This window comes from Novipirellula herctigrandis, assembly GCA_007859835.1.
GTDB classification, from domain to species: domain Bacteria; phylum Planctomycetota; class Planctomycetia; order Pirellulales; family Pirellulaceae; genus Novipirellula_A; species Novipirellula_A herctigrandis.
In genome coordinates, this window is sequence record SJPJ01000001.1 from 8,004,782 (window position 1) to 8,030,267 (window position 25,486).

The following is a 25,486-nucleotide window of genomic DNA, read 5'->3' on the forward strand; positions in this document are numbered from 1 at the left end:
TTTCGCCGCAAGAGGCGCATACATGAAAGGCTGACGTTCAAGCTATGACGTTACGCTTGGCTTGCTCGATAGTTGAAAATTAAATGGCGAAAACCGTAGCTGATGGCTCAGAACTGACATGAAACGTTACTTAGAATTCTTCGTCGCTGCCACCGCGTTGGTGATTGCTGCTGTCGCAATCGCTGCTGTGTTTCGGTTGGTTGAAAAATCGCAGCTTCAACAGGCGAATCTCGAAAGAGAATTTGAGGAATCGGATTCGACCACGGTCGCAGACGTTCAGCAGCGACTGAAAGCTCACCTATCGGCCTTGCCTGCCAATGACTCGATCGTCGATCGCGTCGGTCCGTTTGTGGCCATCGAAGGTACGGGGTATTCTCGGTCGGGTGATCCGTTGGAAAACAGACCGATCACATTGAATCGACAGATCAAGTTCCAAGATGCCACCGTTCCTTGCGTCATCAAGGTTTCAGCTCGGGGGACTCTGAAGTTTGATGTTGAGTTGCTGCCACGTGAATCGGTCGACTCGCGAAAGGAAGACCAATCTGGTCAGCCACGACTTGTCGTCACGGTGACGCATCCCCGCTACAGCACTAACACTTCCGTCTTCCACGACACGGTTGAAACCACCGACGGTCTCGCTGACATTTTTGAAACCTTCGTTCAGGGCGTGGTCGCCGACGACCAACCGCAGTTGACCACGGTTCGACAGTGGTACGATGCGCAGCGGGAAGGCAATTCGACGGAAGCATTCGTGCGTATTGCGATTGCCCATCCTGACGAGGCGGTACGACTCAAGGCGGTGGAGCTCATTTCAACGCCGCGCGGGGGCGGGCGAGTTCATTTCTCCGATTCCATGATGAAGGAACTGCTGATCGCAGTGGCGGATCAAGGTCAGCCTGTCACCGTTCGTCGCAAGATCGTCCTCGCGATTCTGCCGGGATACGAAGCCCAACGTGCTGACCTGTATGAACTGCTGGGCCGATCTGGGGACGAAGGGCTCTTTGCCGTCGAGCCGATCGCTGAGTTTATGATTGATCGCTCCCAGCGTCACTGGAGTAACGGCGGCACTTGGGACGCACCCATTGGCGCGGCCGAACTGCTACAGCATTGGGGACTGGACGCAATCGAAGCGGCTCCGGCCTTGATCACTGTGTTGAAAGAGTATCCAAACTAATGGGATTTCGCACCAGCGGCGGCAAGTGCCCTAGGCGCGATAGGGCCGGAGGCGAGCGAAGCAATCGATGCTCTCGAGCTAGCGACTACGGCGAGATACGGGAATGTACGCAAAGCAGCCACGGAAGCCTTGAACAAGATTTCCCCAGCGCGACCTTCTCGTTTTGGACAATCACTTCAGTTTTCTACTATCGAAGACCGAGAGCAGTTTTATCCACTCCACGCGAACAAGATGTTCAATTGGCTATCAGCTGATCGAGAAAGTTTGATGATCCTGCGTACCGACGGTGAAAATCCTTCACTCTACCAGGTGAATCTCAAAACGACCGAATGTAAACACTTGATCGATTTGGATGTGGCGGGCATCCGGTCTGTGGTGGGCAACGGCGACCAATTCATCGTGTTGCGACAAGCAGAAACAAAGGAGGGAAAGACGTTGTTCGCGGACACGTGGTCGACGACTCGTTTGATGCGAATCAAGATCACCACGCTCGCGTTTCTGCGACCAGTCAAGCCGAAGCAAAAGGGCCTGGTCACTCACATTGTGTGGAGCGACGACCGCACTAAAGTGGCGTTTGTGCAGGCTGTCCGCACGCCGCGTGATGGTGGTTACACGGTGAGTCGTTCACTGCAGGTCAAATCACTGGATCAACCAAGCCCTTATCCGGATGACCGGCTCGACGAGTACCTGTTGGTTCCGATTGGTTTCAGCTCGTCGCAGGACTCGCTGATACTGGAGGGATGGTGCTTCAAGGAAAAGGCACGCGGAATCGCTTCGATGAACCTCACCACTCGCGTCGTTAGCCTGTTGTCACCCGACACCAAAAGTGTGACCACGCTGTCGCGTCATCGTGGTGATCACGATTGGATTGTTGTCAGCCACCAATCCAACACGAAAGGTTCCAAAATTGAGCTGTTCGATCCGAGTACAAAGTCTATTCGAGAATTTGTCTCGGGGGATGAATTGGCGTATATGGACCACCCTTGGGAGCCCGCCGTCGCCTTTGATTTGAGTGGTCAGCGTATGGCCGTCGCGACGCGAAACGGAGTCAATGTGTTCGACACCGAAACTCGCCAACGGGTCCAGCAACACGTATTATCGCTCCCCGGCACTCCCTTGAAGCTGCGCCCACTGATCTTTGCCGCCGATAGCGGTGGTTTCGTGCTTGCCACCGTCGATGGAATTCCGCATACCGATCCCTCGACAAAAAACGACCTGCATTTGATTCGGATTTCCACTGACCAATAGAGCTACTTAGGGACGGCCGCTTTGGTCCAAACGATGTTGTAGCGAGTCGCTCCTTGCTGGTCGACGAACCATTGGCGCCAGATTTCGCGATAGGCGTGTCTCTGACGCCCGAAAACGCGGTTGTCACTGCTACGCAGTTGACCTTTGCGATTGCGGAATTGGGGCAAACGTGGAAACTTTTCGGTCGTATTGTGCTGGGCGAAAAACTCTAGATTCTCAGGCAAGTCAATGAACTGGCCGCGAAACCGGTTTTCGCCACCATCGTTCTTGCCGACAAGCGTGATCGGGTATTTCCCGTTCGCCACTTGTCTCTTGAATTCAGCGTCATAGTTGTCGCTGGACATCCAAGGGGTCCACTCCACCTGGCCCCAAACGACGGCGTCCGGCAATTCGGGAACCGTCGTTGGTGAACTCTTCTCGCTCGTGCCCTTTTCATTGAACGCCGTCCGATGCATCCACAGCCCCGGATCAGATAGATATTCCAGGCCCTCGAATGAAGTTCCGATCACGACAATCTCCCCATTGTTGCGGCCAAGAAAGATCGGCAGGATCTGAGACTGGTCATTCGGGGGTACATCGGGGAAACGACTCACCCGAGTTCCTGTTTCCGTCGTGTAAACGCTTAACGTTCTTTCGTCAGCCACCGCAACAAAGTCGCCCACCGCAAAAAACTCGACCTTCAAGGCCTGCCCAATCGATCCGTCATCGGTACGAGCAGGAAGGGCGGCCGTTTTCTTGCCGGTCCGCGTATTCCAGATTTCAACGCTTGAATGGAACGCAAACGCCACACTCTCTGCATCGTCGCTGATGGCCAAGGGAAGCATCTGGGGAAGTGTGGGAATCGCGATTGATTCGGATTCACCGGACTGCATGTCGAGCACAACAATGGACCGCCCCTCATTCTCCGCTTCCGCCGACGCGGCGCGATTGTTTTGAATCAAAAACAACCGACTTCCGTCGTTGTTGAAAGCGAAAGCCCTCCGATTGTCGAGAAACGGTTCCGAGTCTGGCATCGTGATTGGCAAACCTGTTTGCAAGTCAATCACATAGGTGCGAAACGATTGCTCGTTATTCCGACTGAATTGAACCATTGTCAACGACACCGACGATCCGTTGGGGTTCCAAAGTGCTGTCGGCGGTCGCGTTCCGAAATGAAGCGGCAAATTAAGCAGGGGTCGGGTTGCCACCACTCGACTCTCTGAAATCGAATAGATGTCGGCAATCAATTGGTATCGCCCACGAGTGTCCGTTCGCAACAGGTAGATTCGATCTTCGGTTCCAAAACCGTCGTCGTACCAGCGTTGTTCTAGCTCGGCAATGCGAGTGCCTTCACCGGTCAACACCGATACGCGATCAACGGCGACTTTGTCCCCGTTTAGATTCAGTAGATATAGAAACTCACTGTTGGTCGGCCACCACCAACGCAACTTGCTCTCACCGGGCATCATCCTGGCATTGACGACATTCTGATTGCTGTGGCCGGGAAGCTGAACCGCAAGCTTGCCGGTCGACTGAATATCCGAATCATCGATATTCGGCACTCGTGTTTTCAATGCTTGTTTTTGGCGCACTCGACCCGCGTTCCAAACGAGCCCGCCGCCCGCCAATGCGATCAAGCAAGTGGTCGCAAAAAGAAAGACAGCAACATCACGCAAGGCTCGATTCGTCCGACTCATGACGAAGCTCCGTTTGCTGTTGGACGTCGCATGCTAGTCAACTGTTTGACCAGATACGGTGCGCGCCAGAACAACACCAATGTGGCGGCGAACTGTATCCAAAACAGTGGCCAGACACCCGCTGGCACGCGAATGAAGGGCGCAAAGACGTTGCCGCCACGCGGCCAATCGGGCAGGACGTAGATCAGCACGATGACAAAAAGCTGGCTCAGCCCGAAAACCTGAAAACGACGTGCGAGAAAAGGAAGCAAGATAAACTGGATCCAATACGCGATCACCACCGAATCCGGTTCCAACTGGTAGGGGCCAAAGACATCACGACCGACTGGCCACGACGGGCTGGCGACCAAACCCCAGACGAAAAACTGAAACACCAGGTAGGCAGGAACTCGCCACCACCAATTCAAGCTTCGCATCGAGGACAACGTAGACGTCTTGGAGGGCTTTGGGGGATCGGTCACGGCGACAGAGTCTGGCGATGTCGCCTCGGTCGCGGGAGTCACCTTCTGAGGCAATGCGTTACGTTCACCTACCCGCAGTACAAACCCACCAAAGATGAGCCCCAAAGCCATCGCGACGACAAGAACGCCGAGAACAACCTCACTTATGAGTGCGTACCCCATCGATGCCGCACCGATCCCAGCCAACACAATGTTGGCCGTTAGCAGGGCGACCGAGATCGCGCTGGCGACCAACAGGACCCGATCCGATTCCTGAACGCACTTCGTCCAGCGAAGAACCAAGACGACGAGCCCGGCAAAGAACAGTCCGTTGGTAAATCGCCATAGCGTCGCTGCAATTTGAATTTCAATGCTGTGCTCTGCTTCGATCGGCGCCAGCGGCCAGCGAACGGCCGTAGGAAGACCGCCGGACGAGCGAGGTGGATTCCAGATCGGTGCATGACTTGTGAATGGGTTTCCGGATCCAGTAATGCCGAACGCTCCTTTAACTTGCCACTGCTCGCTGCCCTTGTCATAGCGATGGCTCTTGCCAGTCCAAGTCGGAAACAGCAAGCACACCAACAGCCACAACCAAACGGCGACTAGATAAGCACGTCGGACCAGCAGCACGCTCAACGGTTCTTTTTCTTCGGTTCGAGAAACGGCGGTCATGGAATTATCAGCGTTCACGGATATGCGACACAATGTGTTTCTAGTGCAGAGCCAGGCAGTAACAGTATAGTGCGCATTGATTTGAAATTTCGCAACGATTTGACAGGCAACCAAGCCTCGAAAGAGATCTACAGCAACGGCCATCCAACGGTTGGCAAAAGGGTGAAGCTACGCACGCAGAATTGGCGGCAAAAAACGCGACGAGCAGAATCGTGCCGCCGATCGGAGCTTGACATGACGCCGACCGTTGCGAGGTCGGACGACGATCGTTAACAGGCACGGCTGTTGCAAATTTCGCCCAAGGGACGCTATCTGGACGTTAACCTCGCCACATACAGATGGTTTTCGTGCGAGAGGTTGCATCGATCGCCAGCTCGAAGTTGAATCTCAGATGGTCGTCGGTCAAGTCACCGACGCAGATCAAACACGAGAACGCTGCGGTCTTGACACTGTCGCCAATCCATCCTGCATCTCTCGCCCAATGACAACAATTGAGGGGCAAACTATACCCAGTTCATCGAATGATTCGGCAGTCCGGCATCTCTTGCTCTAGTTTCATCAGTCCTCGTTGCGTTAGCCTTGTGTCCTTGACGTAAAGATGACGCAACGTGCTCAACTTCGCCAAGTGTTCAATGGCGTCGTCTGAAATGGGCGTCCCCACCAATCGCAACGAGCGAAGTTTAGGAAACGCGATCAATGGTTTTAATCCTTCGTTTGTGGTGGTGGTGCCATCCAGATCAAGTGCATCGAGCTTTTTCAGCATGGCAATATGCTTAAGCGAGTTATCGCTCGCGCTGGTCAAGGAGAGGTTTAGCGTTTCCAGTTCAGTTAACGCGGCAAGTTGTTGAAAAGCATCGTCAGAAATGCGACGGCAGAAGCCAAGATTGAGATACTTGAGCCGCCTTAATTTGACGATGCTGTCCATACTTCGGTTGGTCAATCTATTGCAAAAACCGAGATTGAGGGACTCTAGGTTTCGGAGTTTTGAAACATGAATCAAACCAGCATCCGAAATGTTGGTCCCGTACAGATCGAGTTTGCGTAGTTGCTCAGCCGAGGCGATAATGGAAAGATCGTCGTCCGTTACATCGCTTTGGGATAGAGCAATTCGAACGATCGCGCCGTCCTTGCCCCGCTCAGTTGTTGCTTGAAGAGACTTGAGCAAAGCCGTCAATTGTTCAGGATACAGAATCGAGACGACAAGCATCAAAATGCAGAGTTGATTGGGCATTAGTCCTAGTCCTTTCCTATCAAATTCCCGCGACATCGCGGCACAAATCCACAATGGAAAGTGCGCGTGGCAACTGGCGAAGAAGAATTCTACAACGGCGAAACTGCTCGAGTGTTGAATCAGTTCAAAGGATCCTTCCCAAAGCAGGCGACCACACATGATCCAGCCAGTCCGAATTCTTCGGGGCAATGGTCCTGTACAACACATTATGATGCGGAATCTCGGAAACGGCGGTCTTGGCCATCCTCGTTGAACCGCACACACCGATGCGGCTAACGAAATCTCGCAACTCGCGTCGGTTGCATCAACCGAGGAGCCTGAACTCGCTTGCCTCCGTGCAGCGGTCGCCAGCGTCTGGACACACCGAAGTCGGCCACGAATGGCACGCCCACATTAAGCATAGTGGACATCATCGTGCGATTTCAATTCAGGCAAATAGAGATTCCATTGCATTTTGTTGACTGGACGGAAAGAAATGACGGTACCGCCGTCGGATTGCTTCGGTTGTGTGTCCAACCCACTCGTCAATCATTCGCTGATCAATGTCCTTGCTGGCACACCCCGAGATGAAGCTGTGCCGCAAGCAGTGCCAACCTTTGATCACATCCCATTCGCTCTTTTCGATCGGCTGACGAAAGTAATGGGCCGCTTGGTCCTTGGTCAAACCGTCGGTGACTGCCTTCGCCTTACGGGAGTGCAGAATTGGCTCGTGATGGCAGAACGTAAAGTTGGAACCAGGATGATGGTCTATCCAAGTTCGTAGCACTTTCTCGAGCGGAGCAGAAATCGGAACGCGACGGGTGCTGTGGGTTCCGCGAACTCGCTTCTTCTCCCGGATGGTGAGTACGTTTCTCTCCAGGTCGATATCCGACAGCTGTGAACGAAGAAGCTCCGATCGTCTTGCTCCCGTGTACGCCGCTGTCGCAAACATAGGGTGAATGAAGGGAAGACCCGCGGTGTTGTGGACATGCTCGAGTAACTTCTCGATTTCGGCCATGCTGAGATACAGTGCATCCCACAGCTCCTCGGATGCACCACTAGCGATTTGACGCTGGATTTCCTCTCTGGTCTGAAAGACTGGAGACTCTTTCACCTTGGGCATTCGTAAGCCATTGCGAGGAAAAACTCCTTTCAGATGACCTGCACTAACGCCCCACTTCCAGACGGTGCCGAACGTCACGAGTTCTTTCTTGATCGTCGTGGCTGTGACCGTGCCTTTTCGAGTCTTCTTCTTTGAACGCGTGGTGACGTATTTCTGCAGGTCGTCGTGAGCTAAGTCTTGCACGATAAAGCGTTTGCCCAGGATCCGCTCAAAATGCCCTCGGTGGGTCTTCATCGTGCCGATGCTAGTTTCTTCCAGACTGCCCTCGGGAAGCTCGTCAAAGAAGTCGTCAAACAGCTTTGAGAGAGTGACCGAGGCTTTCGCGATCGGCTTTTTGGTCAATTTGCCATCGGACAGGAGGAACGTGACCAGATCGGCTCCCGCCGGAACTTGAAGTCGGCCTGACTCAATCAGTCGAATGTTCTCCTCAACCCGCAGCTTGCGACCAAGAGCGTCATCGTGATCGCTCGTTTTGAGCGACCGGATGAAGCGTTTTCCGCCGAAGCGGAGGATGATGTTGTAGCGTCCATTGCGAAGCTCGATTCCAGCCATGAGCGTTCCCCTGCAATTGCCATTCAGTTGAAATGCTGGTGGCGTTTTGGTCGCGTTTCCAGCAAGCCCACGAAAAAAGGGCTCACCGAATAATACGGCGAGCCCTTTAAAAGGCAATAATTTGCAGGTCATTTTAAGTGCGGCCGAGAGGACTCGAACCTCCACGGGATTAACTCCCACTAGGCCCTCAACCTAGCGCGTCTGCCAGTTCCGCCACGGCCGCTTGCTGTGGTTCTGTTTTTGGCAATTTTGCTGTGAGGGCAAAGTTTTGCCGCAAAGAAGCGTTTCGTCAACGCCCCCAAAACGTTTTTTGTAGATACTCGTTCCGGAACCACGCTCAGGCGAATCCGGTTATCGTGTTCCGTTAAAACGTAACCCGTTTTCGGTTGCGGCCTCGCCCAATCAACGCATGAGTCCATTCGGCATGAATGATCTCTTCCGAGCCGGCGAATTCACGGATCATCCATCCTCGCATCGCAGCGGGGGATGCTGCGGGAGGGCAACGTCGGCGCAGATTTACTTGCTCTTGATCTACCAAAATCACTTCTGGCCGAACGTGAAGCAGTTGGCTGTAATATCCATCGGGCGACAATTCATGATACCGCAAATCAACTTTCTTTTTATCACTCCACTGCGCGTCAGGACCTAACTCGCTAATCATCCAGTGCTTGGTGACCCAATCAATTCGCCCAATCGCTTCATCGGACTCTGGGTTTCTTTGCTTTTGGTTACTGTGGCGAAACACGGTGGCGGCTTCAATTAGCGATTCCCAGCGTTGGATGACCGTTGGCGATTCGCCAGCCCAGGTCGCCGGCGTCTCACTGACAAAGCGTTTGGCGGCGGTGAGATAAATCCGCTGGATCTCCAAAGCCGATAACTCACCACGACTTGTGGGCACACGGTAGATCAAATTCCAATCTGACGCAATTCGATGGATTGAGCTGACCGTTTGCCGAAGCACAGGCAAATCAGCCACATCGCCTGCTTCGATCATATCCAACAACAACGACACCGATGCAAACTTAACGTATTCGGCTTGGTCGGACATGTTTGAATCCGACAATCCGATTTGCAATCGTTGTCGTCGTGAAAACATTTGACGTGTCGAGGAAAGCGACAGAAACGATTTTGCGCAAAATTGGCTCAACCAATGACCGAAAACAAAGACGGGTTTTTCACCGCGAAACCCGCCCATGTCGGCAACTGCGTCGATTGCCATCGCTTTGGCACTTAGCCGAAACCGTCCTTCATAGTCTAGGTTCCCCGCGCCACAGATTGCGACGCGTGACGCCAACATCGCGGTTAGGTATTTCCGCTGAGACCGAAATGCGACATGACGGGCGACAAATCGTAACACCAATACCGTTGGAAAATGAATCAACCGAAGCGAACCAACAAAACCGTTGGTAAGCCATGATGGTACGGAAGCAAACGTGGCTTCAATGTCATGACGTCCGATCGGCACATCATGCGGTTCGTCATCATCCCATGAGCCTTCCACTTCGATTTCAGTTGGCAATGGAGTTGACGAAGTTCTCTTTTCCTTTCGCCATTTCATGACAAAACCGATCGTCAGCATGCACCACAGCAACGGCAACGAGGTCGCCAAACTAATCACTTGCATGCACCACAGCAGCGCCATCATGATGCGATACAGAAAAAGCCAAAAGCCGCGAGCAACCTCGGCCTCGTAGTTTTCTTGGCATCCGTAGACGTGTCCAAGTGCGTCGGAGCTGTTCTTCAGCACTCGTAGGTCAAAACTGGTTTCGCTGTCGGTCGTGGCATCCGCGACCAATTGATCGATCGACCGTTGACATGCCAAAAGTTCCTCGGGGCTGCGGACTTCGGGCGTCGCAAGTTCAATTAACCCACCCGGTTCGTCGTGCATAAGCGGATGTGACTCGAACGAGACGGCACCGCCACTGGCTAAGAACATCTGTTCGGTGTCAAAGAGTCCTTTGACCGTGGGTTGGTCACGACGTATCGCTTCGCAAATTTGTTCGTACACAAAAATGGACGCTGGCAGGTCTTGATGCTCAAGACTTTGTGGGTCAATCACGATGGTCGCATACTCGGTCTCGAGTCCCATCAACCGGGAAACAAGAGGGCTGCTTCGGCGACGGCGCAGAGGCAGCCGCCGGGGAGGCAGGCTGGGATCACCAAAGAAATCGTCGGCAGAAGAATCACGTTTCAAGGAAAAGAGTCGCAAAGGGTCAAGAGAGGCCGCCGTGGGCGACTTGGGAACAGCTTCAGCGTATTGTATTTATGGGGCAAAGTCACCGAAAGCCTAGCTATGGTCGTATAATGAAGTTTAGCGAGGCAAGTTGCGGGTTGGCGTATTCTAGACGAGATAATTGACATCGACTCGTGATTTCCGCACCTTTTTCGAATCTTATCGGCTCTTTTCCTTACGAAGGATTCTTCGATGAGCACTCCGACTTCAGATCGTAATCGCGATAGTTTGGCCTCTCCAAGCCTATTCGAGCCAATATCCATCGGGGACTACTTGATTCGGCGGCTTGGCGATTACGGGGTGGAAGACTTGTTTGGGATTCCAGGCGACTATGTTTTGTCGTTCTATAGCGAACTGGAAAAAAGTCCACTCAATGTTATTGGGTGTACACGCGAAGATTGTGCTGGGTTTGCCGCGGACGCGTACGCACGGATTCGTGGTATGGGCGCTTTGTGTGTGACCTATTGCGTGGGGGGGCTAAGCGTCTGTAATTCCATTGCGGGTGCCTACGCTGAAAAATCGCCTGTCGTGGTAATCTCCGGTGCTCCTGGCTTGAAAGAACGCAGTACCGGTGCGTTGCTTCACCACATGGTTCGCGACTTCCGCACGCAAGCAGATGTATTTGAGAAGTTTACGATTGCCTCTGCCGAATTGACCGATCCGCTCACAGCGATGTCTGAAATTGACCGTGTCCTTGACGCTTGCGATCATTTTAAACGCCCGGTCTACATTGAATTGCCGCGCGACATGGTGCATGTGATTCCACCTTCGCCTCACGGTTACCGTGGCGTGTTGCGCGAGGCTAATTCGGAGGCGACCAACGAGGCGATCCGAGAAACCATTGAACGATTAGCTGCAGCGAAAAAGCCCGTCATCTTGGCCGGTGTTGAAATTCATCGTTTCCGCTTGCAGGATGAAATGTTACAGCTGGCGGAATCGGCAAACATTCCGATTGCGACCACCATGTTAGGAAAGAGCGTGGTCAGTGAACGCCATCCGTTATTCATTGGACTGTATGAAGGTGCAATCGGTGATAGCGAAGTCACTCGAGTCGTCGAGCAAAGCGATTGTGTGCTGCTGTTGGGGGCATTTCTAAGTGACATCAATCTTGGAATCTACACGGCCAAATTAGAACCGAACCGGTGCGTTTACGTGACGAGCGAATCGCTGAGAATTTCGCATCATCATTATCATCAAGTTGATTTGAAGCAATTTTTGGTTGGGCTTAACGGGGAAACCAGCCGGTTGCCTTGGCGCGAGATTCCCAATCGATCTGTAGAGGAACCGCACGAAAAGAAGGATAGCGACGATGAGCCGGAAACGGAGTCGCTAAGGACGAGTTGGTTGATTGCGAAGTTGAACGAGCGGCTTGATGCCGACACCATCGTGATCGCTGATGTGGGCGATTCCTTGTTCGCTGCGACCGAATTAACGATTCACGAAAGGACTGAGTTTTTGAGCCCGGCCTATTATACGTCGATGGGATTCAGTATCCCAGCGGCGCTCGGAGCGGCGACGGCGCGGCCGGACCATCGGATCGTTGTTTTGGTAGGGGATGGAGCGTTTCAAATGACCGGACAGGAACTCAGTACATTGATCCGCGAAGGACATCACCCCGTCGTGATCTTGCTAGATAATCACGGATACGGAACCGAGCGTTATTTGCACAAGGGAAATTGGAAGTACAACGATGTGGCGACGTGGGACTATGGCCAATTGCTTCGCGTTTATCGCAGCGGTGTGCCTCACCGAGTTGGCACGAAGTCCGAATTTATTACGGCCATCGACACCGCATGGAGTCAACGCGATCAAACGCATTTGATTCACGTCACTCTTGAGGAAAACGACGCTAGTGATACGCTCCGGAAGCTAGCAGAGCGGATGGGCGAGATGGTGTGAATGATGATCGTCGCTATTCGCTGAGCAGGCGGCGATAATCGGGTTACTGAAGCTGCTCTTGGAAGCGTGCAAACAAGTAATGGCTGTCGTGTGGCCCCGAGGCGGCTTCGGGGTGATATTGAACTCCGAACGCATTTTGCTCGCGATGCCGCACTCCCGCGACCGTGTCGTCGTTCAGGTTTCGGTGGGTGATTTCCAAGCAATCAGGCAGCGATTCTTCTTCGACAGCGAAGCCGTGATTTTGCGTCGTGATCTCGACTTTGCCAGTGGTTAAGTCAAAGACAGGTTGATTCACACCGCGGTGACCAAATTTCAGCTTGAATGTTTTGGCGCCACACGCTAACGCCAAAAGTTGGTGACCAAGACAAATTCCAAAGATCGGAACATCGCCTAGCAGTTCACGGATCGAACGATGTGCGTAGTCAAGCGGTTCGGGATCGCCCGGTCCGTTAGACAAAAAGACTCCACTGGGATTGAGCTTCATGATGTCGGCTGCGGATGTGTCGCCGGGAACGATGGTCACGCGGTTACCACGCGAGGCGAAATGTCGAGGAATATTCCACTTCATCCCAAAGTCCATGCAAACGATATGCGTTCCGTCGGCTGAACGATTCGTACCGCCAATTTCTTTTGCAGTCCATTCGTCGAGCTTTCCGTCCCAAGTACTTGATTGACTTGGCATCACCTCGCGAACCAAGTCGCGACCGACCAAACCGGGTGAATCTTTTGCTTTCCGAACCAGGTTTTCATCACTAAGGTCCGTCGTCGACAGTACTCCTCGCATGGCACCTTCGGTGCGAATGCGGCGTACGAGCGCTCGAGTGTCGATCCCAGCGATACCGACGAGGTTGTGTTCTGTAAGATAATCGTGTAGATCGCCGTCGGCCCGGTAGTTACTATAAATCCGAGAATCTTCTCGGACAATGAAGCCAGCAAGGGACGGGGATTCGTGTTCGATATCGATGGAATTGACGCCGTAGTTGCCAATTTCAGGGTACGTCATCGTGACGATTTGCCCCCGATAACTCGGGTCCGTTAAGATCTCTTGGTAGCCCGTCATCGCGGTGTTGAAAACCACTTCGCCAGTGACTTCGCCATCGGAACCGATCGAGTAGCCTTCGTAAACGGTGCCATCTTCAAGAGCAAGTTTTGCGGGATTGGGCATTATAGGATCATGCGGGGGTAAAAAAATCGCTTTCGTTTTTTCCGTGGTCCGAATTATAGCATTGATCGTCGATTTGACGAGGCACCATCGGGGGTTGCCGTTTTGTGTGCGACGATTCCAAAACGGCTGTTGGAGCAAGGGAATTTTTTGATTGTTGCCGGATGGACCGACGGCTTTGGGCGGCTACAGCCTGGACACCAACGCCCGACGCCTTTGGGCGGCTGGTGCTTGAATACTAACGCCCGACGCCTTTGGCGGCTAAAGCTTGGAGATTGACTTTTACACCGGGTCCGCATGACGAACCAGCGCGATGATCGCCTAGGTGTCGATTAGATCTTCGGGGGCCAAAATAGGAACCGCGTTTTCTTCGACCTCTTGTTTTTCTCGCCAAGGTTCGCTCTTGCGGTAGCTTTCGAGCTCAAGCTTCAATTGATCCAATTGAAGGTTGTCTTCGGCTTCGCCTAATTCAACGGCTTTCGTACTCCACTCGATCGCTTTTTCAAAGTTACCTGCTTCGGCGTATGCGGCTGCTAGGGTGCTGAGGATGTGCGCCTCCTTGAACTCGGACAATTTCGCGGCCCGTTCCCCCAACTCAATCGCTCGCGTGCCGTTTCGGATTTCGTCGATTGGCGAAGTCGCCAACACCCAAGCCAAATTGTTTAGAATGCTTGACAACTCTGCGCTATTATCGTCGGCATACTTGATTGCATTTTCGTAGTCTGCGATTGCATCGGCATGGTCACCGACATTCAGCAACGCGTCCCCACGCGACCGATACACCAACGCGTTCTTCGGATCGCGGTCCAGGATAGAAGACAAAACCTCGACTGCTTTGCGAGGCCGCTCATCACGTAAATAAAGGGTTGCCAATTGCAACTGTCGGTCCGTGTTTGACGGATCACGTGCGGCCAAGATCTTCATGTCGTTGATCGCATCCGCCATCCGGCCTTCTTCGACGGCGATTAAGCAGCGAACGAAGATCGTTTGATCGGCATTTTCGACTTGAGGTGCCAACCGAATTGCGGCACGCAAATCCTGCTTGGCGCCCTTGATGTCATTGCGTGCTAACGCGATCTCGGCGCGTTGCAACAGCGATATTGGATCTTTCGGTTGCATCGCGAGTGCTTTGTTTAAGTCCGACAATGCTTCGTCTTCTCTGCCCTTCATTCGATATAGAATCGCGCGGATCCGGTACATGCCTTCACTTGGCTTGGCTTCAAGTGATTTCGTGACTAGCGCCAATGCATCGTCGAGTCGTTCGCGGTCCACCAATGCTTGCACGGCCGCCGAAGCGAGTTGTTGGTTGCCGGGTTGTTCAATCAGAATTTGCTCGAGGTCAGCGATGGCGCCGTCCACATCGTCTTTTGTCATCCTCAGCGCCGCGCGGGCTTGGAGAGCTTCGACATTGGTCGGGTCGACTTCGATAGCCGATGATAAATCCTCCAACTTGTCGTCGTCGGATTCTTGGGTGACCGCGCGAAGCAAGTAGGCTTGACTTTGTTGTTTCGGATCGTCATCAAGCAGTTCGATCGCTTTCGTGGTTGACTCGGAAACTTGGTCACGATCGCCGTCGAGGATCAGGTTCAAACGTGCAATTAACAGATGGGCTTCGACCAAGGTCGGATCATTCCCGACCGCCTTTTTCAGGGTATCCAACGCTTCGTCCCGAAGTTGGAGTTGGCGTCGCCCGCGGACGCGAGCCATCATGGCAGCCATTTGCTGGCTACGCTGAAGTTGAACACTGCCAAGAATCTTTTTGGCGAACGAGGTATTCTCGTCGCTCAGTCCCTTCGCCAGTGCCGATTCAAGTAGGACGGCAACGGATTCGAGTTCCTCGTTAGTTTCGGCATCGATCCGAGCCAAAACGGCTTCGTCAAAATCGGCTTGGCCTGGATCGGGCGTGAAGACTTTTGCCGGTTCGTTGGTATCGACCGGCGGAGGGGTCTCGGTCGCTTCGGTGGGTTGGTTTGCAGGGTGTCCAACAACCGGGACTTCTTGTGCGGATCCCGATAGGCAAATCACAAAGAAGCAAATCGTGGTTGATCCAAGGAAGACTGCAGTGCGTCCAACGCGGGGCAGATTTATCAAGCGGGTTTTCATGGTCATAGCTCGTCACAGGTGAGGCAAAGAATCCTTTGTCACATTATGACGGCAATCAACCGATCCGCGAAGTCGTCCTAGGCGGGCAACCGAAGAAAAGAGTCCGAAAAGATTCGGAAAGTCGCAATTTACGCTGCTGCGTGCGGTTTCTCCTTAACCTAGCTCGGATCGAGCCGCACCGGATCGAGCCGCACCGGTTTCGCTGAACTGCCTAGACAGCGACTGTTTCTTCTTGAATTCGTTCGTTTTCTGCCTTCAACGCTTTGTTTTCTTCTTTTAGCGAATTGAGTTCGTCTAGCACGACATTAAAATCGTCTGCGGCTTCAAGCCAAAAGTCGCCTGTGCGGAATTTGATGTGCTTTATCTGTTCCCCACGCGCAACTGCAGAAAAAGCAGTGCGAAGTCGGTACATCGGGCCAGCAAATCGATTGCTCAAGGCAAGCGTATCACGCAAGAAGATCGGTAACATGACAAGCATCACGATCACGATAGGAGCTTGAGCGAGCAGTGCAGACGCAAATGCTTCGGACATCGGCTGACTGACAACCGATGCAAAGACGCGAACGGCAACGTTGATCGCGACTAAACAAAGCAAGAACAGGGTCCAGTGAATCAGGACACGTCCTGCGATGGACCATTGCACTGCGGGATCGACTAGGATACGGGTACGTTTTGACATGACTGGTATTTGGGGGCTACGGAATTCGTTGAAATACTCAATTAGCAAACTCTAGGTCGGGACTGTGATGTGGACGAACATTCATGCACCTTCGCCGAGTGGTTTTCCGACACCTTTTGCATTATTAGGGCACAAGGTCGGCTTGATCGTTAATACCGACGCCAAGGTCCTATAAAAGTCCCTGCCGGGTAAAGCGTTTTGCGTGGGCTCGTAGGGAAAAAACCGATTGAAACACCAATCTCGTGTCAAAACGAGTGACCCCAGAAATGCGAAACCACTCACAACGGCCGCCCCTAATGCACAGCAAAACGCTCCGTCTACCATTCTTTCGGGTTCCGCTTCTCATCTTGATGGCGTCCGCTCTGACAACGTGTTCTGTTGGTGGAAATGTCGCGCATGCTGACATTAATAGCAAATGGCAGCAATTCGGGCGTTGGTCCGGGTGGTGTTGGGGGGATGGATACCATAGCTGCCAGAACTCGGGGATTCGGTACCTTGCCGATTTGCCACCACGGTCGTTTGCCGAACGAAATGGCGGTTGTGAGTCTTGTAGCGGTAATGGATGCGATCATGTCGGTTGTGCGGAGGGTGGTTGCGATCAGGCGTACATGCGACCAAACAACTTTTACTCGGCAATGGACCGGGGCATGGTTCCGCTATCGAATTGGATGATGCCGCCGATGCCACCGCCATTGATGAGCCCCATCGCACCACAGCGACTGCAACCATCGCCAGCGTTAGAGCCAAGCTTGGCGGAAAATGAGGAATCGAAGGAAGGGGAATCGAAGGAAGAGGAATCGAAGGAAGTAGACGAATCGTCGGACGAAGATAAACAAGCGGCTGCCGATACGGACACCGATGAATCCGCTGAAGAGGCTGACATCGAAGCAGCTAACACAGAACCGTCGACAGACGATGAACCGGAAGAGGCGGAGGAAATGCCAAGCGTACTTGAGACGCGTTTGTCCGCTCCCCTTAACGGCGAACTGAGCATTACGATTCCTCGACCGCAGATTCATCTTTCCGAAATTCCGCGGTCCCCCGTCGTTGTCAAACTGCAATCGCCAGTACCAGTGAAGCGTCCCACGAGACTGCCGATGGCATTGCCGCCTACGCCCAAACCACAGGGAGGCGATGTGACGGTCCCGGTTCGCCATGCGTCAAGGGAGAAGCCGCGGCGTTTGCCGTCGGTCAACTGATTGTTGACTGCGCCACAACCGAATGCGATCGAGCAAGTTCTCGATGCTTGGAGCGTATCAATGGCCTAAGGTTGCCAACAACGGACGCTTATCCTCCACTGACGGGCGGAATAATTGCGATCTCATTTGCATTTTGGATCGGCTCTGTGGAAGTCACGTAGCGCGAATCGAGAGCGACGCGGCAGGACGGAATCAGCCCTGCGACGGTCGGAATTGCCTCGGCAACAGATCGGAGCACGTCGCCGGCAGTCGCTGTCGGGGCCACCTCGATCGTGATTGTGTCGCAATCAGCCGCCTCGCGCAGTGCCGCGAAAAGAAGCACGTTAACCTGCATCACCATTCCTTTTCAAATTTAGGCATGCGGCCATAAGCGTAGGCCAACAATTTGAGCGGATGGATTGTGGTACGACCCGCACCATGCTCAATTTGCATCTTACACGCGCTGCACTCGGTCGCGGCAGTCGTTTGCCCCGCCGACCGCATCGCGGAAATCAACGGCCAACCGACTCGAAGGCTGTTTCGGTAGTTCTTTTTCTGTAGCCCCCACGTACCTGCCATCCCGGTACACCCGGCTTCGATTGAGTTGACATTCACGCCGGGAATCAAATCCATTAATCGTGGTCCGGCCTGGTCCGTCGACAGCACTCGCAAATGACATGGTTGATGGTAGGACACATCGAGTTCCACCTTATTGAAGTCGAGCGACAACCGATTGTCCTGATGCAGTTTCCATAAGTAGTCGCAAGCTTCGAATGCATTCTCGGCAACCAGATGTGCGTCTTGGTCGTCAAGCAAGTTAACGTATTCGTGTTTTAGACATAGCGCCGCGGCTGGTTCGGTCACTAAAACAGTGAAACCTTGTCGAACCGCCTCCGCTAGAATTCTCAGATTCCGTCGGGCAACACGGCGAGCTCCTTTGACATCGCCGGCCGAAATCCTCGCCAAACCGCTCGCCTTTTGCCCGCTTGGAACGTACAGGCCGATTCCATTTTGTTGCAAGATTTCGGCCAAAGCACGTCCGATATCGGGATCATGGTAGTTGGCATAGTGGTCAACAAAATAGGCGATTTTTAATCCACCATGCGAACTCGATTTTGTCCACCGACGCTTTGCGGAATAGCGCAGAAACGTCTCGCTATGTACCGACGGCAATTCTCGCGCGGCTGACAGGCCAAACAACCGTTCACAAAGCCATCGCGTAAATCGGCCTCGAATCATAAGATTGGCAACCGACGGCATTCGCGAACCAATTGCCGCAATCGTATCGATTCGGCCCAACAATAAATCGGACAAAGGCAAACCGTTTGTCGCCACGTATTGAGCTTTTAATTCGCCGACGATCTTCGGAATGTCGACCGATGCAGGACATTCGATTCGACATTGATGACAATTGAAACAGAGGTCGGCGATCTCTTTTGCCCGGTCGCTGGCCAATTCTTCCACCTTCAATTGACCACTCAATACGCCCCGGAGCAAATTGGCTTTTGCTCGCGGTGATGCCTCTTCGCTATGCAGCGTACGAAACATCGGGCATTGCCGCTCGGTTGGCGATGTGGTTCTACAACGCCCACAGCCGTTGCAGCTTCTTGCCACCTGAGAAACATTCGCATCGGGAGCCCAGTTTTGTAGGACTTCCAATTGTGGCAACGATTTTCCGATTCGTATTGCTTCGTTGGTAAACGCTTCGTCTGCAGGGATTAGAACGCGATGATTCCGACTCACCTCGATCGTTTGGTCGGCCGGTCGCAAATTCTCGTTAGGCTTTTGCAGCTCCGCACCGAAGTATTTCCCCGGATTAAGCCGGTGGGTAGCATCAAACAAACGCTTGACTTGTCCCATTGCCTGCCATAGAGCACCAAATTGCTTTGGCAACAAGTAGGAACGACTCAGTCCCGAGGCGTGCTCGACGCCGACTTGTCCCCCGTGCTTCCAGACCACTTCGGCAATCTCGTTGGAAAGGTCTAGCAGTTTTTTGCGATCGGATTGGCTGCCCAAATCAACGAACGGCCGAATGTGCAACTGACCATGACCGGCGTGCGCAAAGACGGTCGCGGTGGTCTGATGCTTCTGCATCTTTGCTTGAATATCAACTAACGTTGCCGGCAATTGATCGGGTGAGACGGCAATGTCTTCGACAAACGGCAACGGCGCATCACTCCCTTTGACACGATGTAATCTGGGAATCACGCGTCGCGAAAGCGCCCAAAACAGATCCCGTTCGCTTTGATGGACGGTGTCGATCGAGGCGAATGCACAATCGACGCCCTGCCTTAAATCTTGCTGGATAATCGCCAAGCGGTCATACAATTCGCCGAGAGATTCCCCCTGGATTTCAATCAGCAGCATTGCTTCGGCTTCACGGGGCAAAATCTCGGCAAAGCGATCATCGGTTTCGCGGGCGATTTGCAATAACCGACGGTCCATCAAGTCGCATGCGACGAGTCCATGTTTGGTTGCTCGCACGGCACATCGCGCAGCCGAGTCAAGTCGGTGGAAAAACAACAAAGCCACTCCGCGATGAGTCGGAATCGCTTCGGTTTGCAAGGTGGCGTCGATGACGATTCCAAGGGTGCCTTGGGTGCCAACCATGAATTTCGCTAAATCAACATTGCCATCGGTATCAATGACACCATCAAAACGATAGCCACCTCGGGAATCGGGCGCCGAGAAACTGGTTTGAATTTGATCGTGAAATTGCTTTTCGATCTCCACGATGCCGCGTGCTAATCGGCCTACAGTCGTTGGTGGGGTGGGACTATGTTTGGAAAGATTCAGCAGCTCGCCATTTGCGGTAACAATGCGCACCGATTCGATGTTATCGCGAACGGTTCCGCTGCGCAGGTAATGGCTGCCCGAGGCATTGATTGCCAAAACGCTGCCCATCGACGTAATGCTTCGGGTCGCTGGGTCGGGACCAAACCACCGGCCATAGGACGCGAGTGATCGGTTGACTTCGGCCAAAACAGCGCCACTTTGAACGTTGACGAAAGTGCCGTTACGTTCGGCTCGGATACGACGCATAAAGCGAGAGAAGTCAAGGCAGAGTCCATCACCGAGCGATTCGCCCGCCACGCCGCTTCCGGCCCCCCGTGGTTGGATGGCCAAATTGAATTCGGCCGCGTATTGGACGGTCGCGATGACGTCGGCCGCCGTTCGCGGTCGGACCACTCCGATCGGCACCCGTTGATAGATGCTTGCGTCCGAGGCATACAATTGGCAAAACAACGGGTCGCAGAAGACTTCGCCTCTGACGACACCGCGCAAATCGTCTTGCACGCGTTGACGTTCACTATCCATGAACGCTATTTCGACTCAAGGGACCCCACGTCGTCAAGCTAGTGCAGCAAAAAAAACGGTAACTTCCCTGCAAATGATGTGGATTCGCCATCCCAGGCAAACTAATCCGGCTGGCAATCATGCTTCGCGGTTGATCAGCCCAAGAATTTCAGCCCTTGATTTCGGATCGTCACGGAATGCGCCTCGCATCGCACTGGTCAAACAAAGACTACCAGGCTTGCGGACACCTCGCATCGTCATGCAGCTATGCGTCGCTTCGACCACGACCGCGACCCCTTGCGCCAACAAGCGATCTTCCACTAAGTCAGCGATCGTTTGAGTCATTCGCTCTTGAACCTGCGGTCGACGTGCAACTTCCTCAACCACGCGTGCCAATTTGCTCAATCCGACCACTTTGCCGCTTGGTAGGTAAGCAATGTGAGCACGCCCACTGAAGGGCAATAAATGGTGTTCGCACATGCTGCAGAAACTAATATCCCGCACCAACACGATTTCGTCATAGTCTTCGGTAAAGACCTTTGCCAAATGGCGGCCTGGGTCGCTATGCAGCCCGGCGAACATCTCGGCGTACATTCGGGCAACCCGTGCCGGGGTTTCTAGCAGTCCCTCTCGATCGGGGTCTTCGCCCACGGCGTCGAGGATGACTCGAACTGCGGCTTCGATTCGCTTGAAGTCAATTCCCTCAGCACGCGGTTCGTTTCGATCAATAAATAGTGGCGGTTCCGGGCTTGAGCCATTGCGGCCTGATACGCAATCCACTTCATCGGTGTTGGTGTATGCTTCGTTTGTCGAACTAATTTCCACTTACTACTGCTTTATTCGAGAGTCAGGTTGTTTGAGAGGCGTGCATTCAAGGCTTGGAATGCCAATGTTAGGTTATTTCCTCGGGATTATGATAGCAGGCAGGCTAGGGGGCAAATCAATTCGCACTGAACGGAGGCGGGAAATTGCCCAAATCCGAGGAACCGCAACCGCCCGATTGTTCCTCTTCTTTCGATACTGAATTGAGTTGGATGACACCGCTATGAAGCAGATTTATCAACTCGACCGCTCGAGCATCGACGTCGGCGATATCCAACAACTTCAATTTTGCTTGGGGATCGAATGGTAACGTGTAACCAATGATATCGGTAATCGGACCGAGCCCCATTTGTCCGGCCATCAATTCGGTCAAACTTTGGGTGGCTTGTTCGCTTGGGGGGATCACGGTTGCAAACGCATCGAGTAATTCCTTTTTCAACTGTCGACGTGACTCGGCACCCGTAGGCGGGTAAATATCGGGATGGACGTCCACCTCGGCAATTCGAAACGGTCGGCTGGTGTCAAGTTCGCGAATAATCGTCGCTCGCTTGGTACCCACTAACAAGATGTTATGCCGATCGTTTTCTAGCTCAGTATGCGAAATGATTCGCCCAATGCAAACCGTAGATGCAATCGGCGACGAAACGGCGGAGGTTGTTGCGATACCACCGGTTAACGTTGCCATCGCGATTAACCGATCCGAAGCTAACGATTCCATAAGCATCTCACAGTAGCGAGATTCGAAGATGTGCAGCGGCTGCATCGCATGAGGGAACAACACCAACTCAGGCAAGGGAAACAGACGCACACGACCATCAAAGTCCTCCGGCAATTGCATCGCATCGTCCAAATCACCCATCGATTGTTCTCTCAACTAACCTAAAATCATTGTCAATCCAACATCGAATTCAATCGCGACTCGAAAACATCATCATGATCCGAAGGATGTACCAAAACAGTAGTGCCACCGAAGCGAATAACGCTAACGACGCAGCAACATATTGATCGGTACGATAATGATGTAAAATATTCGACGTGTCATAGAGAATATACCCTGATGCTAATGCGACCATCGCAGCACTGAAAAAAATCCCAAGTGAGAAACCGAAAACGATCCCAGCGACGATCGCTCCAAGTGCTACCAATCCCGCAATTGCCAAATATTTACCCCACGGCGCTAAGTCGACTCGTGTGGTAAACACAAACGCAGTCAGACCGGCGAACACGATTCCGGTCACCAATCCAGCCATCATCGGCAATTTTGGATCCAACCGCATCGCAATATAGAGAAGCGGCAAAAACAGGATCGCTTCGGCGAAGGTGTACAGCCCCAGTCCAGCGTATTGCAGGCCGACCGATGAACCACTGCTGGCCCAACTCCTTGCCATCCAGCTCACCCCCATAAACGCTCCAAGCACGATTAGCCATCCATAGCCGCCGAGCATCATGCCTACGACATTTTGCATCGTGGCGGCAGGAACAATCGAAAACAAGGCGACTTCAATGGCGATCATCGCCATCACCGCGCCGCCAACATGGGCATAAGTGCGGCGAATGAATGTCGCTCGCGCCGATTCATTCGCATATTGAGCGATCGAAATGTCGCTGGCGGGGGCGTAGGGACTGTATTGGCTCATTTTCGAGCAACCTGTGAAAGCGATTTGGATGAAAGTTTCCGGCCTGATTGGTCGGAAGTCGGCCGTAAAGATTAGCTATGTGTCAAAGTGTCTCAATCCGGCACTTCCAACAAATATATCCTAACGAACCCGAGTTGTGCAGAATCGAATCATTGACTCCGGCTGTTGATTGGCAGACAATTCATTCTAACCACCGTGGCGAGAACGCGTTTGACTTTCTCGATGTTGGTTCGGTCAAACGCCCGCTTTCATTCAAACCACTAAGATCGCCAATGCTTCTTTCGGGTGACGAAATAATACGCCAACTTGGTGACAAACTAGTCATCGACCCTTTCGATCCAGAGCAGATAAACCCAAACAGCTACGATTTATCGTTGCACGATGAGTTGTTGGTTTACGAAGAAGTCGTCATCGACGCAGCGACGCCGAATCGCTACCGAAGGTTAGAGATACCTTCGGAGGGCTTCACGCTACAACCCGGCCAACTCTATTTAGGCCGAACGGCCGAATATACCGAGACGCGTGGCTTTGTTCCGATGATCCAAGGCCGTAGCTCGTTCGATCGCCTTGGACTCTACATCAACCCCGGCGGAAGTCTCGGCGACGTTGGCTACTGTGGAACGTGGACGCTGGGGATGCATTGTGTCCAACCCGTGCGGATTTATCCGAAGATGAAAATCTGCCAAATCTATTACATGACACTCCAGGGCCAAGTTCAAGATTATTGTAGCGACAAGTACCAAAATAGCCGCGACATTCAACCGAGCTTGATCTACCGAGAACTCGGGGGTGACGAACGAGACGATCAACTCGAACTTAACTTCGGCGAGCTCCTGCACGGAAACACTCGCTGACTCACCAACGCTAGAACCTCAACTCACCACCGACACTTAAGCCTTGAGCCCAGTAGTCTGTTTCAACAAACGAAAATGCTGGGCGTTGTGATCCCGTGATTGGTAGATTTGGAGCGGGGATCAAGTTGGGGTTTATATCCGTACTGATTTGGTCTCCCGCGCGGACAACATTTGGAAAGTACATCAACGAATAGCCGACCGTTGCATGTAGATTGCTGGTGATTCGGAAACCTAGCGTCAAACCAATCTCGGGAATCATTGCGAAGTCTTTATTGTCATACGATCCAATGTTACTCGTTTGGGCTAACAATCCACCCGCGTAGTTGTCGGTCACGCCTAGTTCCGTGATCTCAGTCGAACCGGTTATGCGAACCCGCTGTTTGTTTTCGCCTATTGCGACTCGCAACATTGACTCAAGCCATACCCGGTTCAAGTTTGCGTGGTAAACCACTCCTAATTGCAGTCCGTTGAACTGGTTCTCGGTTTCAAACGCATCTGATAAGTGGATGGTGCCCGGGGCGCTAGGGACTTGCGACTCTAAATCTTCAACAAAGCCCAACCGGTCGGATAACTTGAGGTAGCGGTAACCAACGAGCCAATCGACACGGTCACGCTCGCAGTCCTGCGGACAAATCGTAGGATAGGTTGGAAGTAACGAAACACGTGCGTTAACCAACGCGGACTTCAGATCCGATTCGGAAGTGATCGCAGTGGTTCCATTGACCAATCCAGGGTACGAAACTAATTGAGCGGTTTCGCGGTCATTGGTCGTGTCGAAAAAAGGACGTGCAATGATCGGGGCACCATTTCCAGAGCCCGTATAGTTGTCGCTGTCACCCGAGAGCAGGAAGTACTCGCCCTCGATCCCCCAAGTCCCTTGTTGATTGAGAAGAAATCCCGCTCGAGCGCGGAACCCATTGGCAATATCCGTGTTCAATTCCCCACCGCCAAATAGGACGCTGGTTCCAGGCATTCCGAGAATACCGGCTTGATTTTGTGGCGTTCCAGCGGGGCTAGTCGTGAGCAGTGGTGGTGTGTCCATTCCGGCGGCCCACCACGCCAAATATTCCGCTCGTACGTACAATCGATCGGAAACGCTAGGGATCGAAATCCCCATATTGGGGAACGCAGACAACCAATTCGCTTGTGCGTTGTAGTTGTTCATCGCATACGGGTCACCTATGGGCGGCCCACCGGCACCGTTGTAGACGATCGTCGGATTCCCCGGCGGATACGCGGTCTGGGCCGCAACGTGATCAAGCGACGAAATGGCAATCGCCACAATGACATTCACCGCGATGATGGAAAGCCGAAGAAACACGGACGTAGACTCCTAGATGTAAAAATCCGCCACGTTTTCCTAAAGTTTCACTGGCGGTTGTGACGACATTCGCGTTTTTTTTCACCATGTGTCAAGTCAGATTCATTCAATTCTTTGCTTTCATGCTGCGAAAGGACTGTTGTGCAAGGCATTTTCAACGCAAAAGACGAGCAGGAAACGATACCGCCAGTCTCGTCTTACCCTCG

19 protein-coding genes and 1 tRNA gene are annotated in these 25,486 nt (G+C 53.0%); 5 read left to right on the forward strand and 15 right to left on the reverse strand.

What is annotated here, in order from left to right; genetic code table 11:
* Nucleotides 1–118: 118 nt before the first annotated feature.
* The gene (locus CA13_RS29160; RefSeq protein ID WP_146402669.1) at nt 119–1,174 is read left to right on the forward strand and encodes a hypothetical protein; all 1,056 of its coding nucleotides are present in this window, start codon (nt 119–121) and stop codon (nt 1,172–1,174) included.
* 267 nt (nt 1,175–1,441) lie between these two features.
* Nucleotides 1,442–2,422: a hypothetical protein gene (locus CA13_RS29165; protein ID WP_146402671.1), complete on the forward strand. Its 981-nt coding sequence runs from the start codon at nt 1,442–1,444 to the stop codon at nt 2,420–2,422.
* Between the two features lie 2 nt (nt 2,423–2,424).
* On the opposite strand, the gene CA13_RS29170 is transcribed toward CA13_RS29165, so the two are convergent.
* The 6 genes from CA13_RS29170 to CA13_RS29195 all read right to left on the reverse strand — a co-directional run bounded on the left by CA13_RS29170 (nt 2,425) and on the right by CA13_RS29195 (nt 10,289).
* Nucleotides 2,425–4,098, reverse strand: a complete 1,674-nt coding sequence (locus CA13_RS29170) for a WD40 repeat domain-containing protein (RefSeq protein WP_419194973.1) — start codon at nt 4,096–4,098, stop codon at nt 2,425–2,427.
* A complete protein-coding gene (locus CA13_RS29175; RefSeq protein WP_146402673.1) occupies nt 4,095–5,210 on the reverse strand; it encodes a hypothetical protein in 1,116 nt (371 codons plus the stop codon). Before CA13_RS29175 ends, CA13_RS29170 begins: the two co-directional genes overlap by 4 nt.
* A 514-nt stretch (nt 5,211–5,724) precedes the next feature.
* A complete protein-coding gene (locus CA13_RS29180; protein ID WP_419194974.1) occupies nt 5,725–6,441 on the reverse strand; it encodes a leucine-rich repeat domain-containing protein in 717 nt (238 codons plus the stop codon).
* Between the two features lie 427 nt (nt 6,442–6,868).
* Nucleotides 6,869–8,095 carry a tyrosine-type recombinase/integrase gene (locus tag CA13_RS29185; protein WP_419194975.1) on the reverse strand — a complete coding sequence of 409 codons (1,227 nt, stop codon included), beginning with the start codon at nt 8,093–8,095 and terminating at the stop codon, nt 6,869–6,871.
* 138 nt (nt 8,096–8,233) lie between these two features.
* Nucleotides 8,234–8,318, reverse strand: a tRNA-Leu gene (locus CA13_RS29190).
* Nucleotides 8,319–8,459: 141 nt separating this feature from the next.
* Entirely contained in the window at nt 8,460–10,289 is a 1,830-nt protein-coding gene (locus CA13_RS29195; RefSeq protein WP_146402678.1) for a proteasome accessory factor PafA2 family protein, read from the reverse strand.
* Nucleotides 10,290–10,520: 231 nt separating this feature from the next.
* On the opposite strand from CA13_RS29195, the gene CA13_RS29200 reads away from it, so the two are divergent.
* On the forward strand, nt 10,521–12,227 hold the full coding sequence (locus CA13_RS29200; protein ID WP_146402679.1) for an alpha-keto acid decarboxylase family protein: 1,707 nt from the start codon (nt 10,521–10,523) through the stop codon (nt 12,225–12,227).
* Nucleotides 12,228–12,270: 43 nt separating this feature from the next.
* On the opposite strand, the gene carA is transcribed toward CA13_RS29200, so the two are convergent.
* The 3 genes from carA to CA13_RS29215 all read right to left on the reverse strand — a co-directional run bounded on the left by carA (nt 12,271) and on the right by CA13_RS29215 (nt 16,171).
* Entirely contained in the window at nt 12,271–13,392 is a 1,122-nt protein-coding gene (carA, locus tag CA13_RS29205) for a glutamine-hydrolyzing carbamoyl-phosphate synthase small subunit (RefSeq protein WP_146402681.1), read from the reverse strand.
* A gap of 318 nt (nt 13,393–13,710) precedes the next feature.
* Nucleotides 13,711–15,492, reverse strand: coding sequence for a tetratricopeptide repeat protein (locus tag CA13_RS29210; RefSeq protein WP_419194976.1), 1,782 nt, complete (start codon nt 15,490–15,492; stop codon nt 13,711–13,713).
* 211 nt (nt 15,493–15,703) lie between these two features.
* Nucleotides 15,704–16,171, reverse strand: a complete 468-nt coding sequence (locus tag CA13_RS29215) for a hypothetical protein (protein WP_146402684.1) — start codon at nt 16,169–16,171, stop codon at nt 15,704–15,706.
* Between the two features lie 608 nt (nt 16,172–16,779).
* On the opposite strand from CA13_RS29215, the gene CA13_RS29220 reads away from it, so the two are divergent.
* Nucleotides 16,780–17,370, forward strand: coding sequence for a hypothetical protein (locus tag CA13_RS29220; protein ID WP_146402686.1), 591 nt, complete (start codon nt 16,780–16,782; stop codon nt 17,368–17,370).
* Between the two features lie 88 nt (nt 17,371–17,458).
* Here CA13_RS29220 and moaD read toward each other — a convergent pair whose 3' ends face one another.
* The 5 genes from moaD to CA13_RS29245 form a co-directional block, all read right to left on the reverse strand.
* A complete protein-coding gene (gene moaD, locus CA13_RS29225; protein ID WP_419194977.1) occupies nt 17,459–17,704 on the reverse strand; it encodes a molybdopterin converting factor subunit 1 in 246 nt (81 codons plus the stop codon).
* A complete protein-coding gene (locus CA13_RS29230) occupies nt 17,704–20,667 on the reverse strand; it encodes an anaerobic glycerol-3-phosphate dehydrogenase subunit C (protein WP_146402690.1) in 2,964 nt (987 codons plus the stop codon). The genes moaD and CA13_RS29230 overlap by 1 nt, the downstream gene beginning before the upstream one ends.
* 117 nt (nt 20,668–20,784) lie before the next feature.
* The gene (gene folE / locus CA13_RS29235) at nt 20,785–21,426 is read right to left on the reverse strand and encodes a GTP cyclohydrolase I FolE (protein ID WP_473087517.1); all 642 of its coding nucleotides are present in this window, start codon (nt 21,424–21,426) and stop codon (nt 20,785–20,787) included.
* 160 nt (nt 21,427–21,586) lie between these two features.
* Nucleotides 21,587–22,327 (reverse strand): LON peptidase substrate-binding domain-containing protein, encoded by a 741-nt coding sequence (locus CA13_RS29240; RefSeq protein ID WP_146402692.1) that lies wholly within the window; start codon nt 22,325–22,327, stop codon nt 21,587–21,589.
* A gap of 49 nt (nt 22,328–22,376) precedes the next feature.
* Nucleotides 22,377–23,105, reverse strand: coding sequence for a Bax inhibitor-1/YccA family protein (locus CA13_RS29245; RefSeq protein WP_146402694.1), 729 nt, complete (start codon nt 23,103–23,105; stop codon nt 22,377–22,379).
* A gap of 272 nt (nt 23,106–23,377) precedes the next feature.
* On the opposite strand from CA13_RS29245, the gene dcd reads away from it, so the two are divergent.
* Complete coding sequence (gene dcd / locus CA13_RS29250; protein WP_146403964.1) at nt 23,378–23,959, forward strand: dCTP deaminase; 582 nt, start codon at nt 23,378–23,380, stop codon at nt 23,957–23,959.
* Nucleotides 23,960–23,969: 10 nt separating this feature from the next.
* On the opposite strand, the gene CA13_RS29255 is transcribed toward dcd, so the two are convergent.
* Entirely contained in the window at nt 23,970–25,280 is a 1,311-nt protein-coding gene (locus tag CA13_RS29255; RefSeq protein WP_146402696.1) for a BBP7 family outer membrane beta-barrel protein, read from the reverse strand.
* Nucleotides 25,281–25,486 lie beyond the last annotated feature (206 nt).